This is a genomic window from Paraburkholderia sp. SEWSISQ10-3 4, assembly GCF_030464785.1.
Taxonomy (GTDB): Bacteria; Pseudomonadota; Gammaproteobacteria; order Burkholderiales; family Burkholderiaceae; genus Paraburkholderia; species Paraburkholderia aspalathi.
This window is the reverse complement of the sequence record NZ_JALPRI010000016.1, coordinates 125745-141386: the sequence shown is the minus strand read 5'-3', so window position 1 is coordinate 141386 and position 15642 is coordinate 125745. Positions and strand designations below refer to the sequence as shown.

The following is a 15642-nucleotide window of genomic DNA, read 5'->3' as shown; positions in this document are numbered from 1 at the left end:
TGACGGCCGTTTAAAGAATATCCAACGCCGAAGAGGATGGTATGGCCACATCACCGAACCTGAATGCCGCGGCGATTGCGCTGAATCGCTTCGGCCTCGGCGCGCGGGCCGACGATACGCCGCCCGCCGACCCGAAGGGATGGCTGCTCGCGCAGTTCGAGCAATATCAGCCGCGGCCTGCCGCGTGGGCGAACCAGCCTGATTCGGTGGCGCTGTCGGGCGAGCTCGTACAACAGCGCATGCAGCTGAATCAACTGAATCGGCAGACCCAGCAGAACGTCAATGAAGGCGCAGCCGCCAGTCAGACGAACGCGCAGGTCAGCATGCAAACCAATGGGCCGGCCAACCCGCAAACCATCGGGCAGGGCGCATCTGAACCCGCTGCACAAACTGCTAAGCAAGCCGAACGAAAAGCGCTGCGAGGCGAAATTCTCGACATGTACCGTTCCGCGGTGAACGCGCGGGTCGCAAGCGCGCTGACTACGCAGACGCCTTTCGTCGAGCGGCTGGTTCATTTCTGGGCGAACCACTTCGCGGTGTCGACGGAAAAACCCGGCGTCGCGGCGCTGGCCGGTTCATTCGAAGCGGAAGCGATCCGCCCGCACGTGCTTGGCCGTTTCGAAGACATGCTGGTCGCCGTCGAACGTCATCCGGCCATGCAGTTGTTTCTCGATCAGACGCGCTCGGTTGGACCGGACAGCATGGCGGCGATGCGCGCCGCAGAGCGCAATCCGAATGTCAAACGCGGCCTGAATGAGAACCTGGCGCGCGAAATCATGGAGTTGCACACGCTCGGCGTGCGCAGCGGCTATAGCCAGGACGACGTCACCGAATTCGCCCGTGCGCTGACCGGCTGGAGCCTCGCCGGCAATCCCGGCAATGCGGGCAACCCGCGCGGGCAGGGTCTGCAGACGAACGCCGCGCCAGGCACTTTCGTGTTTCGCGTCGCGCTGCACGAGCCGGGTTCGCGCACCATCATGGGCCGCCGCTACGACCAGCCGGGAGAAGAGCAGGCGCTGGCGATACTGCACGACCTCGCAAGCTCGCCCGCGACGGCGCAGCACATTGGCGGCAAGCTCGCCCGTCACTTCGTCGCGGACAATCCGCCGGCGGATGTGAGCGAGCGATTGGCGAATGCATTCGCGCGCAGCGGCGGCGATCTGCCGACCGTGTACCGGACGCTGCTCGACATGCCGCAGGCATGGTCCCCGGCTGCGGTGAAGTTCAAAACGCCGTGGGAATGGACCATTTCTTCGATGCGCGGGCTCGGCTGGCAGGACATCGGCACCATGCAGACCGCACCCATCCTGACGCAACTCGGTCAGCCTGTATGGCGCCCGGGTTCGCCCGCCGGCTACGACGATATTGCCGCGAGCTGGGCGGCGCCCGATGCGCTCGTGCGCCGGGTCGAAGTGGCGCAGCGCTTCGCGGCGCGCGTCGGCGACCGGCTCGATGCGCGCTCGCTCGGCCAGACCTTGCTGGCCGGCTCGCTCAGTGCGCCGACTGCCACCGCCGTATCGCGTGCCGAAAGCGCATCGACCGCAATTGCGCTGCTACTGGTCTCGCCGGATTTTCAACGGAGATGAACGCCATGTTTTCACGCCGCAAATTTTTGAGCGTTGCCGCTGCCGGCGCGGGCGCGATTCTCGTATCGCCGCGAATTGCGTTTGCCAGCGTCGCAACGGATCGCCGCTTCGTGTTCGTGATCCAGCGCGGCGCGGCCGATGGCCTGAACATCGTCGTGCCGTACGCCGAACCCGCCTACGCGACATTGCGCGGTGCGCTTGCGATCGATGCGTCCAAGGCGACCCGTCTCGACGGCACGTTCGCGCTGCATCCTTCAATGGTGCAGACCGCCGCGATGTATGCGGATCACCAGGCGCTGTTCGTGCACGCAGTAGCCTCACCGTATCGCGACCGCTCGCACTTCGACGGGCAGAACGTGCTGGAGACCGGTGGCACCTCGCCGTATCAGATGAAGGACGGCTGGCTGAACCGGCTGGTCGCATCGATGCCCGCCACGCGCGAGAACGCGATCGCCTTCGCGCCGACCGTGCCGATGGCGCTGCGCGGCAGCGCGGCGGTGACCTCGTACGCGCCCTCGGGGTTGCCGCAGGCGCCCGACGATCTGCTCATGCGGGTTTCGCAGCTGTACGACCAGGATGCGCAATTGCGCCCGCTATGGGAGTCGGCCATGGCCGCCCGCGGACTCGCGGGCGACGCCGGAGCGCGTCAGGACCCGGCGAGCCTCGGCAAGCTCGCCGCCGGTTTTTTGTCACGCGACGATGGTCCGCGAATTGCGATGATCGAAACCGGTGGCTGGGACACCCACACGGCGCAGAACGCACGCCTCGCCAATCAGCTGAAAGCGCTCGACACGATGCTCGCGGCGTTGCGGGACGGCATGGGACCGCTGTGGAGCAAGACCACCGTGGTGGTGGCAACCGAGTTCGGCAGAACCGCCGCCGCCAATGGCACGGGGGGCACCGATCATGGCACCGGCTCGGTGGCGATGATGCTGGGTGGCGCGGTGGCGGGCGGACGTGTGCTCGCCGACTGGCCTGGCCTGAAACCGGGCGACCTTTACGAAGCGCGCGACCTCAAGCCGACGATGTCGCTGGATGCGTTGCTCGCCGGCGCCGCAAGCGAAAGCCTCGGACTCGATCCGCAGCGTACCGCCGCTAGATTGTTTGGCCAGACCGCAGGCATGCACCCAATGACAGGGCTCGTGCGCGCATAAGCCGAAAACCGCCAGAACGACAGACAGCGCCGCAAATTGGCTCTTGCGGCGCTACCCATCGTCACTACCCGGCTTTCGTTAATCGTCGATCGTCAGACGCGATCAACCCCCGCCGCCGCCCTGCGTGCCGAGCGTCAGCTTGTTGTTCACCGAGGTCACGCCTGAAACACCCTTGGCTATTTCCTCAGCTTGTGGGATTTGCGCGCCATCGGGCACCGTTCCAGTCAACGTCACCGCACCGCCGCGCGCCCGGACAAACACGTTCGACACATCAAAACCCTGTGCTTTTCCCAAAGCTTTGCGCACGGCCAGACCCAACTTGCGGTCCGTGCTCTTCATCGCTTTCGAATTCGGAGCCGGCGCCGCCATGGTGCCAGACGCCATCGCGTCGCTCGATTGGGCATAGGCGCTGGACGCAGTCGCCACACACAATGCGATGCCGAGCGCCTTCAATAGATTGACTGTTTTCACGTTTTCTCCATTCCTCGAAAAGTTGATTTCGCATCGTTGCATGCAAAAAACATGCGCCTGCAAGCACTTTTCCGCCCGCGTGGGGCCTCCGGTCTTGTAGAAGAGTGACGTCGTGAAGCTCCCGGCGCGCTTAAACAATACTCCAGCAAACGCGCGAGCGTTGAAAAAACTGACCTGGCCGCCTGTCGCCCGATTCGCCTATCATGACGGCTTCGATCATCCAGGGCGTACCGCAGATGTCTGATGGCGTACAGGAACAACTACACGAAACACGCACGGAAGCCGCTGCATCGTCGATCGATTATGGCCTGTGGGCACTGACCTTCAGCTACGTACTGAGTCAGTTTTTCCGTAGTTATATCGCTGTGATTTCCACCCAGCTGATCGGCGATTTTCATTTCTCGCCGCAAATGTTCGGCTGGTTCGCGGGCTCGTTTTTCCTCGTGTTCGCCATCGCGCAACTGCCGGTCGGTGTCATGTTCGACCGCTACGGCGTGCGCGGCCCGACCGCGTTGTTGATGGGCATCGGCGCTGCATGCGCCGGCATTCTTTCGATGACGACGAACGCGACCGTGGCGCTCGTCGCGCAAGCCGGCATCGGACTGGGTTGCGCGCCGATCTTTATGGGGTTGCTCAACTACGTGCTGCATTCCGGCCACGGCACGCGCAATGTGCGTGCTGTCACGACGGCGAGTGCGATCGGCATGGCGGGCGCATTGCTGGCCGCGTTTCCGCTGAGCCGAGCGACGGCCAGCTTCGGCTGGCGGCCGGTCATGGTTACCGCTGCGCTGGCTATGCTATGCGCGACGCTTGGCGTCGTATGTTTCGTGCGCCGGCGCGATGCGGCCGCGCATGAGCAAAGCCTCGCTGCATCGCAACACGCGGCAGGCGGAGTGAAACGGCGCACCGGTTTCTGGACCTTGATGCCGGCTTGCCTCGCGCTTTCGGTCGGCAGCACGTTCCGTACGTCATGGGGTGGGCCGTATCTCGCCGACGTCTACGGCTTCGACGTCATCGCGCGCGGCAATGCGATGACCGTCACCAGCGTGATCGGGATCGCCGCATCTTTCTGTATTCCGGTGGTCGTGCGGTTCTGCGCGCCCAAGCTTATCTCGTTGCTGTGGCTGATAGCCGGCGTGCTGGCGGCACTGGTGCTCGCGGTCAGCCCGGACGGCAACTGGGGCGTCAGTGTCGCGTTGATCTGCGTGTTGTTCTCGGTCGGCTCGATCCATCCGCTCGTGATGTCGCAAGCGCGCGCCATCATTGCACCGCGCCGGCTCGGCCTCGGTCTGGGCCTGCTCAATAGCCTCGTTTTTCTCGGCGTGGCGCTGACCAGCAGTTGTTTCGGCTGGATCGCGGGTGTCGCAAAACAGGCACATCTATCGAACGCGGGGATCTATTCGGCGCTGTTCTCCGTGACCGTCGTGCCGCTTGCGATCGGCGCCGTCATTTATTTCTTCAGCCCGGTGGTTGCTGCGCCGAAAGAAGAAGTCTGAGCGATTTTTGGCATTTGTCTATAATTCCGCAGCCCGGATCACCCCCGTTCCGGACTATGGTTTGTCCTTCAGATGGTGCCGTTTCGCGGGAGCGCGTTTCATTTTGAGCAAAACCAATCACAGCCCGGTCGATCATCCGGTCGAGGACCCGAGCGCGGGAGACGGTGAGCAGACACCCGCTACATCCGCCGGCGCGAATTCGGTTCTCGCGAGCCGGACGGCGCACGAGGCGCACAAGGACGACCGGCATTTTGTCACGGCACTCGCGCGCGGGCTCGAGGTGCTGGCGTGTTTTCGCTCAGGCGACAAATCGCTGAGCAATCAGGAACTCGCATTGCGCTGCAAGCTGCCGAAATCGACCGTATCGCGTCTGACTCACACGCTGACGCTGCTCGGCTATCTGATTCATTTGAAAGAGAGCGGCAAGTACCGGCTCGGCACGGCTTCGCTCGCGCTGGGCAGCGCGATGCTGGCGCGGCTCGATGTCCGCAAGATTGCCCGGCCGGTGATGCAGGAATTGGCCGATATCGTCGGCGCAACTGTGTCGTTGGGTACGCGCGACCGGCTCTCGATGATCTACGTGGAAAATTGCCGGGCCTCGGTGGCGCTCACGCTGACGCTGGAAGTCGGTTCGCGTATTCCGGTCGCCACGTCGGCGATTGGCCGCGCGTGGCTCGCGGCGATCCCTGAACACGACCGTCTCAGCTTTATGGAGCAGGTGCGTGAGCTCGATCACGTCCAGTGGCCGAAAACACGCCGCGGCATCGAGAATGCGCTCGAAGATTACCGCACGCTCGGCGTGACGACTTCGTTCGGGGACTGGCAGAAAGAGGTGAACGGCATCGCGCGTGCTTTCCAGCCAGGTGGCGAGCTGCCGATCATGGCGATCAATGTCGGCGGACCTTCGTTCAAACTCTCCAAAGAGTTCCTGCTCGAAGAAGTGCGGCCGCGTCTGATCGACGTGGTGACGCAGCTGGAAGTCGCGTTGTCGCATTGAGCGGAGTCAGGCGGTATCAAGCGGCGTCGATAGCCGCATCGAACGCCGCGTTGAAGCCGCACTGAGCGGCAGCGTTTAGAACCACTGAGGCGCCATGCTGAGCGTCGTATCGTCGAGACTGCGCAGCGTGGCAAGCATCAGCGAGACGCGCGGCAATTCCCAATGGAAGAACCACTGGCACGCATGCAGCTTGCCGCGATAGAAGTCACGGTCGGCTTCACTCTTCGCTTCAGGTAACGCGGCGCTCGCAACGATCGCCTGCCGCAACCACGTCCACGCAATCACGATATGCCCGAACGCTTCGAGAAAAGCATTCGCGTTGGCGAGCGCACGTTCGCTTTCGCTGACGAGCGTGGGCAATAACGCTTCGACCGTGCCGGTCAATTCGTTCCATGCCTGGCTGAGTGAATCGGCATACGCTTGCAGTGCCGGATGAGCGCGAGCCGATTCGACGCTGCGCTGTATTTCACGCCCTAACAGCTTAAGCGCCGCACCCTGTTTCATCACGACTTTGCGGCCGAGTAGATCGATCGCCTGGATACCGTGCGTGCCTTCGTGAATCATGTTCAGGCGATTGTCGCGATAGAACTGCTCGACCGGATATTCGCGCGTATAGCCGTAACCGCCGTGAATCTGGATCGCCAGACTATTCGCTTCGAGGCACCACTGCGAGGGCCACGACTTCACTATCGGTGTCAGCAGATCGAGCAGCAGGCCCGCTTCGGCACGTGCAGTGTCGTTCTCACCGGTGTTCTGTTCGTCGACGAGGCGCGCCGCATACAGGCACAGTGCGTACGCGCCTTCCACATAGGCTTTTTGGGCGAGCAGCATGCGCCGCACGTCGGCGTGTTCGATCAACGGCAATTGCGGATCGAGCGGATTCTTGTTCTCCGGGCGACGTCCTTGCGGCCGTTCGCGTGCGTAATCGAGCGACGCCAGATAGCCGCGATAGCCGAGCATGACCGCGCCGAGACCGACGCCGATGCGTGCCTCGTTCATCATGTGGAACATATACGCGAGACCGTGATGCGGTTCGCCCACCAGTTCACCAATGCATTCGCCGCGTTCGCCGAACGACAGCATCGTCGACGTGGTGCCACGCCAGCCCATCTTGTGAATCAGGCCCGCGAGCGCGACGTCGTTGCGCGCACCGCGGCTGCCGTCGTCATTCACATGGAATTTCGGCACCGTGAAGAGCGAGATGCCTTTGACGCCTGGGGGCCCGCCGGGAATGCGCGCCAGCACCAGGTGCACGATGTTCTCGCTCAACTCGTGATCGCCGCCCGAAATGAAAATCTTGTTGCCGCGGATCGAATAGGTGCCGTCTTCGTTAGGCGTTGCACTGGTGACGAGATCCGAGAGGCTCGAGCCCGCTTGCGGCTCGGTCAGCGCCATGGTGCCGAACGCGCGGCCTTCGAATAGGGCCTGCAGATACTTGCGCTTTTGCGCCGCGCTGCCGAAGCGCTCGATCACGTTCGCATTCGCCGTGGTCAGCATCGCGTAAGACGAGGTGGCGATGTTGGCGCTCTTGAAGAGCGACAGGCACGCAAAGGAAATCACCGAGGGCAATTGCATGCCGCCCCATTCGTAATCTTTGCCTGCGGCAAGGAAACCGGCGGAGCGGAACGCGTCGAGTGCGTCTTTGACCTCGGTGAGGATCGTGACGCGTTGACCGTCGAATTGCGGTTCTTGCTCGTCCGAAAGACGGTTGTGCGGCGCGAACTTTTCGGCGGCGACCGCATGAGCGGTTTCGAGCGCCGCGTTGAAGGTCTCGCGAGTGTGGTCGGCGTGGCGTGCGCGCTGCGTGAGCGTCTCGGCCTCGAGCACTTCGAACAACTGGAATTCCAGATCACGCGAGTTGATGATCAGCGCATCTTGCATGGGAGAAGACCCGTCCAAAGGTGAGCCGCTATGCAGAACAACTACGCGACAAGCGCGAAAACCCACGAAATCGCATAGACGCGGCTCGATTGAAAAGTGCGGTATTCGGGTAAGTCCCGATGACCCGCCCATCGACGATGCGTGTCAGTTTAAATCAAAAGTGAATGAGCGTGCTTTTATTTACAGGCTGAATTTCGGCACGTATGATGGTCAGCAAATCTGGAATAGAAGTCTGCATTGCAGAACAACTTGGAGGAGCGTCGTAATGTCTGTGAAAGACCTGTTTCAACTGGACGGCAAGGTTGCACTGATCACCGGGGGCTCGCGCGGGCTGGGCTTGCAAATGGCCGAGGCATTAGGAGAAATGGGCTGCCGCGTGGCGATCACCGCGCGTAAGGCCAATGAGCTCGCCGAAGCGAAAACGCATCTGCAAAGCCGGGGTATCGAGGTGCAGACCATCGTCAACGATCTGCAGCGCTTCGAGGGTATCCCCGGTCTCGTGGATGAAGTGCTCGGCTTGCATGGCAGCATCGACATTCTAGTGAACAACGCAGGCGCGACGTGGGGCGCACCGGCCGAAGATTACCCCGATGAAGCGTGGCACAAGGTGATGAACCTGAATGTTCATGCGCCGTTTTTCGTCGCTCGTGAAGTCGGCAAGCGGAGCATGATTCCGCGGCGTGCGGGCAAGATTATCAACATCGCGTCGGTGGCGGGGTTGAAGGGTTCGCCGCCGGGCATGAACACGATTGCGTACAACACCTCCAAGGCTGCGGCAATCAATTTCACGCGGGCGCTTGCGGCGGAATGGGGCAAGTACAACATCAACGTCAACGCAATCTGCCCGGGATTTTTCCCGTCGAAGATGTCGGCGGGCTTGCTCGACAAACTCGAAGACACCGTCATTTCGCGCACGCCGTTGCAGCGCCTCGGCGGTGATGAGGATCTCAAAGGCCCGGTCGTGTTCCTCGCGAGTGAAGCGTCGCGTCATATCACGGGCCAGTATTTTGCGGTGGATGGCGGCTCGATCATTGTCTGATTGAGTGGCCTTCAGACGCAGCGCGCAGGCAACGGCGCGCTGCGTCTACGTATAGAAACAGCTTTGCATGGGACCGGAGTAAGCGCTAAAGCGCCAACTCCGGTCGACAGGAGACGCCGCATGAATTTTCAGCACTCGGACAAGGTCAAGAGTTTGCAGCAGCGCCTGAACGCTTTCATGGACGAGCACGTCTATCCAGCGGAGGCGGTCTTCGAAGCGCAGATGGACGCCGCGCGTGAATCCGGCAACCGGTGGAAGCCCGCACCGGTCATCGAGGAATTGAAACAGAAAGCGAAAGCCGTGGGTTTGTGGAACCTGTTCCTGCCCGAGTCGAAATACGGCGCGGGGCTCACCAACCTCGAATACGCACCGCTGTGCGAAATCATGGGGCGCTCGCATATCGGCGCGGAGCCGTTCAACTGCTCGGCGCCGGACACTGGCAACATGGAAACGCTGGTGCGTTACGCAACACCGGAGCAGCAACAACAATGGCTGCTGCCACTGCTCGACGGCTCGATCCGCTCGGCCTTTGCGATGACGGAGCCGGAAGTGGCGTCGTCAGACGCAACCAATATCGAAGCCCGAATTGAACGCGACGGCAACGACTACATTCTGAATGGCCGCAAATGGTGGACCTCGGGCGCAAACGATCCGCGTTGCAAGGTCCTTATCTTCATGGGCAAGTCCAGTCCGGACCACACCAACCGGCATCAGCAGCAGTCGATGATTCTGGTGCCGATCGACACGCCGGGCGTGAAAGTACTGCGTCATCTGCCGGTATTCGGCTATGACGACGCCCCGCATGGCCACGCCGAAATCTCCTTTGAAAATGTACGTGTGCCGGCCAGCAACATGCTGCTCGGCGAGGGCCGCGGCTTCGAGATCGCGCAAGGGCGGCTCGGACCCGGCCGTATTCACCACTGCATGCGTTTGATCGGACGCGCCGAGCGCGCGCTCGAAGCGATGTGCCGCCGCTCGCTGGAACGCGTAGCGTTTGGCAAACCGATCGCGGACCAGGGCGTCACCCGCGAGCGGATCGCGAACGCACGCATCATGATCGACCAGACGCGGTTTCTGGTGCTGAACGCCGCGCACAAGATGGACACGGTCGGCAACAAGGACGCGCGTCAGGAGATCGCCATGATCAAGGTGGCGGCGCCCAGCATGGCGTGCCAGGTGATCGACTGGGCGATGCAGGTGCATGGCGGCGGCGCGGTCAGCGACGACTTCGGCCTCGCTCGCGCGTATGCGAGTTCGCGCACGCTGCGTTTCGCGGACGGCCCCGACGAAGTGCACCGTAACGCCATTGCGAAGATGGAGCTTGGACGTCATCTCGGGCGTTCATCAAGCAACTGATTCCCTTGCTTGCCATGACGCATTAACCCGCCGCGTCCTTCACGCGGCGGATGTGAACGAAGCGCGCACCATCCGTGTGAAACGCGCACAGACAGTAAAGGCAGGAGACGCCTATGAACGAACGCCATCACCCGAATTGGCCGCCGCAAGTGCCATTGCATCTGACACTGCCCGAGACCAATATTTTCTATAACGCCGAGGTGTCGGCGGCGCGTTTTCCCAACAAACCGTTCATCGTCTTCTACGACACGGCGGTTACGTTCGGCGAGTTCAAGGACGAAACCGAGCGTATCGCGGGATTCCTTCAGCAGGAATGCCACGTCAAGGCGGGCGACCGCGTGCTGCTTTACATGCAGAACAGCCCGCAATGGATCATCGCTTACTACGGGATCCTGCGTGCGAACGCCGTCGTGGTGCCGGTCAATCCAATGAACATGAGCGGTGAGCTGGCGCATTACGTCGAGGACAGCGAGGCGACCACGATCATTGCGCCGCAATGCCTGTTCGCGAACGTCGAGCCGCTGATCGGCAAGGGGCCGGGGAAGGGCATCGAGCACGTGATCGTCGCGACGTATAGCGATTATCTGAAGCGGCCATCGCCGATTCCCGTGCCGGAGTTCGTGGCCGCGCCGCGCAAGACCTTCAATATTCCCGGCGTCACGTCCTGGCGCGAGGTGCTCGAACGGCATATCGCGCCGGGTCCGCTTACCACCGGTCCGGACGATCTGTGCGTGATGCCGTACACATCCGGCACCACCGGCAAGCCGAAGGGCTGCATGCATACGCACCGCAGCGTGATGAGCACGCTGCTCGGCGGCTGCGTCTGGTTCTCTGCGCCGCCGGACGGTGTGTATCTATCGATATTGCCGTTCTTTCACGTGACCGGCATGCAAGGCGGCATGAACAGCGCGGTCTTCTCCGGGGCAACAATTATCGTGTTGCCGCGCTGGGATCGCGAAGCTGCGGCGCTATGCATGCAGAAATATCGCGTGACCGCATGGCAGTCGATCACGGCGATGATGGTCGATTTTCTGTCGAACCCGAAGCTTGGCGAATACGATCTGTCGAGCCTGACGGGCGCACGCGGCGGCGGCGCGGCAATGCCGGACGCGATTGCCAGAAAGCTCAAGTCGCTGACAGGGCTCGATTATGTCGAAGGCTATGGCATGTCGGAGACGATTGCCGGCACGCACATCAACCCCCCGCATCGGCCGAAGCCGCAGTGCCTGGGCATTCCCGTATTCGACGTGGACTCGCGCGTGATTGATCCGGTCACGCTGCAGGAACTACCGCAAGGCGAAACCGGCGAGATCATCGTGAACGCGCCGCAGGTGATGCAAGGCTACTGGCGCAATCCCAAGGCGACTGAAGAAGCGTTTATCGAACTCGACGGCAAGCGCTTTCTGCGTACTGGCGACCTCGGTCATATCGACGAGGACGGCTATTTCTTTATGACCGATCGCCTCAAGCGCATGATCAATGCTTCGGGCTATAAGGTGTGGCCAGCGGAAGTCGAGGCGCTTATGTACCGGCATCCCGCGATCCAGGAGGTGTGCGTGATCGGCGTGAAGGACGCGAAGCGCGGCGAAACGGTCAAGGCGCTGGTGGTGCCCGCCGCGGCGGAAGCCGGCACGATCACCGAGCAGGCGATTATCGACTGGGCGCACGATCAGATGGCCTCTTACAAGGCGCCGCGCATTGTCGAGTTCGTGACGTCGCTGCCCAAGTCGGGCAGCGGCAAAATTCTGTGGCGCAAGTTGCAGGAAGAGGACGCGGCACGCACGGCCGCGGCGAGTGAAAACAACGGTGGCAAAGGAGGCGCCTCGTCATGACATGGCTCGAAGCGTTAGTGGACGAACCGTTCGTCTGCATCACCGACATGCTGCGCCGCTTCGCCAAAGAACGCGGTGAGCACGCGGCATTGATCTGCGACGGCGAGGTCGTGACTTATGCCGCGCTTGACGCACGAGTCGATCGTTTTGCCGCCGCATTGCAGCGCGACGGTATCAAGCCTTGCGACGCGATTGCGTTATGCGCGGCCGCCTCGGTGGAATACGCTGTGGTGTTTCTCGGCGGCCTGCGGGCAGGGGCGGCGGTCGCGCCGCTCGCGCCGTCGTCGAGCGCGGCGAGTCTCGTCAGCATGATCGGCAACTCGGGTGCGCGGCTGTTGTTTCTCGATGCCGACGTCAAGCGTTTGCTCGAACCGGTGGCCGCAGAGATCAGCGCAATCCCCATCGCGCTAGATGCGCACGCAGGCAGCACCCCGCTTGAAGCGTGGCTCGCGCCCAAGGGCGCAACGCCTGAAGCGGTCACGATCAATCCGGCGTGGCCATTCAACATCATCTATTCGTCTGGCACCACGGGTACGCCGAAAGGCATCGTGCAGTCGCACGGCATGCGCTGGGTCTATGCCGTGCGCAGCATCGAACGCGGCTATGGCCCAGATGCCACGACGCTCATCTCCACGCCGTTGTATTCGAACACGACGCTCGTAAGTTTCATGCCGACGCTGACATTCGGCGGCACAGTCGTGTTGATGCCGAAATTCGGCGCCACACGCTATCTTGAGTTGGCGCAACAGTACCGCGTCACACACACCATGCTGGTGCCGGTCCAGTATCAACGTTTGATGGCACATCCGGACTTCGACCGTTACGACCTATCCAGCTTCCAGGCCAAGTTCTGCACCAGCGCGCCGTTCGCGGCGAGCGTGAAGGCGGACGTGGTGCGCCGCTGGCCGGGCAAGCTCACTGAGTACTACGGCATGACCGAAGGCGGTGGCTCGTGTCAGTTGGAGGCCAACGAATGTCCCACCAAGCTGCATACGGTCGGCAAACCGATCGAAGGTCACGACATCCGTCTGATCGACGAGCTCGGCAACGAGGTCGCAGCGGGCGAGGTGGGCGAGATCGTCGGCCATTCGCCCGCGATGATGACCGGCTACTACCGTCAACCGGAGAAGACTGCCGAGGCGGAGTGGTACGACCCGAGTGGCAAGCGCTTCATCCGCACAGGCGACATGGGCCGCTTCGACGCAGACGGATTCTTGACGCTGCTCGATCGCAAGAAGGACATGATCATTTCGGGCGGCTTCAACGTTTATCCGAGTGACCTCGAGGCTGAACTGTGCTCGCACCCGGATGTCGCGGATGTGGCCGTGGTGGGTGCGCAGTCGGAGCAATGGGGCGAGACGCCGGTTGCGTTCGTGGTGCTTCGCCCGGCTGCACCGATCGACGCCGACACACTGCTGGCCTGGGTCAACGCGCGGCTCGGCAAGATGCAGCGGCTCTCCGCGCTGACCTTTGTCGACGCGTTGCCGCGCAGTCCGATCGGCAAGGTGCTGAAACGGGAATTGCGCGAGCAGTACTATCCCGCCGCGCGTTAGCACGGCGTATAGAGACATCTGAATACACCTGGCTGGATAGACCAACTCTCACCAACTGGCAATGGGACAAGGCATGAACAATTTTGAAGGCAAGGTAGCGGTAATCACCGGCGCGGGCTCCGGATTCGGCCGTGAGTTCGCACGGCTCGGCACGAAGCTGGGCATGCGTCTCGTACTCGCCGACGTACAACAGGACGCACTCGACGAAACCTTCGCCGAGGTGAGCGCGGCCGGCGCGCAAGCCATCGCGCGTCGCGTCGATGTCGCGAAGGGCGAGGAAATCGACGCGCTGGCCCGCGCCACGCTCGACGCCTTCGGTGGCGTGCATCTGGTGTTCAACAATGCGGGCGTAGGCGGCAGCGGCGGTCTCGTATGGGAGAACACCGAACGCGACTGGCAATGGCTGCTCGGTGTCAACCTGTGGGGCGTCATTCACGGCGTGCGGGCGTTCACACCGCTGATGCTCGAGGCCGCCAAACGCGATCCGGGCTATCGCGGGCATATCGTCAACACGGCGTCGATGGCGGGCATGCTTAATCCGCCCATGATGGGTCCATACAACGTGTCGAAACATGCGGTGGTGTCGTTGACCGAGTCGCTGTATCAGGATCTTTCGCTGGTCACGCAGCAGGTGGCGTGCTCGGTGCTGTGCCCTTACTTCGTGCCGACGGGTATCGCGAAGGCGCATCGCAATCGTCCGTCCGAACTGGACAACGACACGCCGCCGACCTTGTCACAACGCGTATCGCGTGCGATGAGCGAGAAGGCGGTGAGTTCAGGGAAAGTGAGTGCCGAAACCGTCGCGGGCATGGTGTTCGATGCGATCCGTGAGGAGCAGTTCTATATCTTCTCGCATCCGCATGCGCTAGCCGCAGTGAAAACGCGCGCCGAGGATATCGTGACGCCGCGCAATCCGACCGATCCGTTTGCCGAGCGGCCCGATGTGCGTGTTCAGATTATCGAGGCGTTGAAGGGGTAATCCGAACTGGAAATGCGCAAAGCGCCGTGGAAACCACGGCGCTTTTTTTACACCCATATCAGGCCGTCACGTCGTCACTTCGCCGCTGTCAGCGAACTCAACACCGCCGACTTCAACTGTCCACCCTGAACCACTGCCGCAACCGGATTACCGATCACAAAGCCACCGTGGTCGTCGACACCCGTCACACTCTGCGGATTGGCCTGTGGCGGCAACGCCTTCACGGCTTTATCGAACTGATTGCGGATCGCGGTCGCGTCGCTGACGCTGCCGGCGAGCTTCATTGCGAGTGCCGTTGCGTAGACCGCAGTGTAGTTCAGCGATACTTCCTGGCTCGGATCACGGCCGTCGTGGCCCTTGCGGAAGCGCTCCACGAACGCTTTAGCATTCGGCGTTTCATCGTTGGCCAGCGGCAATACCCCGATCGCGCCGTTCAACGGTGCATAGCCGCCAGTCACCTTGGCCACTTCGTCGAGCTTGGCCTGATCCATCACAATGAAGCCGCCCTTGAAACCCAGTTCGCGTGCCTGCTGCGCAATCAAGCCGGTCGGCTCGGACGGGCCGCCGATAAACATCACATCCGGCTTGGCGGCCAGCACACGGCTCACACCGCTGTAGAAATCGGTGGCGCGGTTATATGACATCGAATTGTCCGCGACGATCGTGCCGCCGGCTGCTTCCCATGCGGGCTTGAATGCGGCGACCCAAACCTTGCCGTAGTCGGTATCGGTGGCGGCGAGTGCGACCTTCTTGCCGTACGTCGCCATTTCGTACTTGATGAACGCGTTCAGATACGACGTGAACGCGGGCGGAATGCGCACCGTGAGCTTGTTGCCGCGCTCGCTGATCTGCGGCACGCTGGTGTACGAGAGCAGCAGTAGTTTCTGTTGCTCATTGCTGGTTTGCACGGCGAAGCCACCGCCCGAATGCGGCACGAGCACCACAGCCGCCTGCTGTTCCTGCGCAAGACGCCGGGCGTTGATCGCGGTTTCGGCGGGGTTGTACTTGTCGTCGAGCGGCACGATTTCGAGCTTGATCTTCTTGCCGGCTACTTCGATGCCGGCCTGATTGACGTCGGCCGCGGCCATCTGCATGCCTTCGAGCACTTCCTGGCCGTACTTCGCCGCGCCCCCGCTCAACGGACCGGAGTAGCCGATATGCACCACCTGCTGCGCCATCGCGGCGCCCGTGCCCAGCAGCGCAGTCGTGGCGACCGCCGCAACTACTCCAGCGCGTCCGCACAAGCGTTTGATCGTCATACGTGTCTCCTTTGGGATTGTTCGAATATGGCCCGACGC

Annotated in this window: 12 protein-coding genes; 9 read left to right on the top strand and 3 right to left on the bottom strand. The window is 62.1% G+C overall.

What is annotated here, in order from left to right; all coding sequences use genetic code 11:
* Positions 1-41: 41 nt before the first annotated feature.
* Both M0D68_RS25720 and M0D68_RS25715 read left to right on the top strand, forming a co-directional pair.
* A complete protein-coding gene (locus tag M0D68_RS25720) occupies positions 42-1586 on the top strand; it encodes a DUF1800 family protein (protein ID WP_266225744.1) in 1545 nt (514 codons plus the stop codon).
* A 5-nt stretch (positions 1587-1591) separates the two neighbouring features.
* Positions 1592-2740, top strand: a complete 1149-nt coding sequence (locus M0D68_RS25715; RefSeq protein WP_266225742.1) for a DUF1501 domain-containing protein — start codon at positions 1592-1594, stop codon at positions 2738-2740.
* Between the two features lie 102 nt (positions 2741-2842).
* Here the strand turns inward: M0D68_RS25715 and M0D68_RS25710 are convergent, their stop codons facing one another.
* The gene (locus M0D68_RS25710) at positions 2843-3211 is read right to left on the bottom strand and encodes a BON domain-containing protein (protein WP_093644505.1); all 369 of its coding nucleotides are present in this window, start codon (positions 3209-3211) and stop codon (positions 2843-2845) included.
* Between the two features lie 203 nt (positions 3212-3414).
* Between M0D68_RS25710 and M0D68_RS25705 the strand changes: the two genes are divergently transcribed.
* Entirely contained in the window at positions 3415-4707 is a 1293-nt protein-coding gene (locus M0D68_RS25705) for an MFS transporter (RefSeq protein WP_211703448.1), read from the top strand.
* A gap of 103 nt (positions 4708-4810) precedes the next feature.
* Positions 4811-5704, top strand: coding sequence for an IclR family transcriptional regulator (locus tag M0D68_RS25700; RefSeq protein ID WP_093644501.1), 894 nt, complete (start codon positions 4811-4813; stop codon positions 5702-5704).
* A 75-nt stretch (positions 5705-5779) separates the two neighbouring features.
* Here the strand turns inward: M0D68_RS25700 and M0D68_RS25695 are convergent, their stop codons facing one another.
* Positions 5780-7585 (bottom strand): acyl-CoA dehydrogenase, encoded by a 1806-nt coding sequence (locus M0D68_RS25695; RefSeq protein ID WP_266225741.1) that lies wholly within the window; start codon positions 7583-7585, stop codon positions 5780-5782.
* Between the two features lie 265 nt (positions 7586-7850).
* Here M0D68_RS25695 and M0D68_RS25690 point away from each other — a divergent pair, with 265 nt between their 5' ends.
* The 5 genes from M0D68_RS25690 (at position 7851) to M0D68_RS25670 (ending at position 14344) form a co-directional block, all read left to right on the top strand.
* Entirely contained in the window at positions 7851-8624 is a 774-nt protein-coding gene (locus M0D68_RS25690) for an SDR family oxidoreductase (protein ID WP_200621103.1), read from the top strand.
* A 120-nt stretch (positions 8625-8744) separates the two neighbouring features.
* Positions 8745-9980, top strand: a complete 1236-nt coding sequence (locus tag M0D68_RS25685; protein WP_266225739.1) for an acyl-CoA dehydrogenase family protein — start codon at positions 8745-8747, stop codon at positions 9978-9980.
* A 113-nt stretch (positions 9981-10093) separates the two neighbouring features.
* Positions 10094-11812, top strand: a complete 1719-nt coding sequence (locus M0D68_RS25680; protein ID WP_266225738.1) for a long-chain fatty acid--CoA ligase — start codon at positions 10094-10096, stop codon at positions 11810-11812.
* A complete protein-coding gene (locus M0D68_RS25675) occupies positions 11809-13365 on the top strand; it encodes a class I adenylate-forming enzyme family protein (protein ID WP_266225736.1) in 1557 nt (518 codons plus the stop codon). The genes M0D68_RS25680 and M0D68_RS25675 overlap by 4 nt, the downstream gene beginning before the upstream one ends.
* 73 nt (positions 13366-13438) lie before the next feature.
* Positions 13439-14344, top strand: a complete 906-nt coding sequence (locus M0D68_RS25670) for an SDR family oxidoreductase (protein ID WP_266225735.1) — start codon at positions 13439-13441, stop codon at positions 14342-14344.
* A gap of 74 nt (positions 14345-14418) precedes the next feature.
* Here M0D68_RS25670 and M0D68_RS25665 read toward each other — a convergent pair whose 3' ends face one another.
* Positions 14419-15603: an ABC transporter substrate-binding protein gene (locus tag M0D68_RS25665; RefSeq protein ID WP_256458048.1), complete on the bottom strand. Its 1185-nt coding sequence runs from the start codon at positions 15601-15603 to the stop codon at positions 14419-14421.
* Positions 15604-15642: the final 39 nt, after the last annotated feature.

Excerpts from the sequence above, each read along its gene's own strand:
- M0D68_RS25720 (WP_266225744.1), top strand. The coding sequence starts at position 42 with ATGGCCACATCACCGAACCTGAATGCCGCGGCGATTGCGCTGAATCGC.
- M0D68_RS25715 (WP_266225742.1), top strand. The coding sequence starts at position 1,592 with ATGTTTTCACGCCGCAAATTTTTGAGCGTTGCCGCTGCCGGCGCGGGC.
- M0D68_RS25705 (WP_211703448.1), top strand. The coding sequence starts at position 3,415 with ATGACGGCTTCGATCATCCAGGGCGTACCGCAGATGTCTGATGGCGTA.
- M0D68_RS25695 (WP_266225741.1), bottom strand. The coding sequence starts at position 7,585 with ATGCAAGATGCGCTGATCATCAACTCGCGTGATCTGGAATTCCAGTTG.
- M0D68_RS25690 (WP_200621103.1), top strand. The coding sequence starts at position 7,851 with ATGTCTGTGAAAGACCTGTTTCAACTGGACGGCAAGGTTGCACTGATC.
- M0D68_RS25685 (WP_266225739.1), top strand. The coding sequence starts at position 8,745 with ATGAATTTTCAGCACTCGGACAAGGTCAAGAGTTTGCAGCAGCGCCTG.
- M0D68_RS25680 (WP_266225738.1), top strand. The coding sequence starts at position 10,094 with ATGAACGAACGCCATCACCCGAATTGGCCGCCGCAAGTGCCATTGCAT.
- M0D68_RS25675 (WP_266225736.1), top strand. The coding sequence starts at position 11,809 with ATGACATGGCTCGAAGCGTTAGTGGACGAACCGTTCGTCTGCATCACC.
- M0D68_RS25670 (WP_266225735.1), top strand. The coding sequence starts at position 13,439 with ATGAACAATTTTGAAGGCAAGGTAGCGGTAATCACCGGCGCGGGCTCC.
- M0D68_RS25665 (WP_256458048.1), bottom strand. The coding sequence starts at position 15,603 with ATGACGATCAAACGCTTGTGCGGACGCGCTGGAGTAGTTGCGGCGGTC.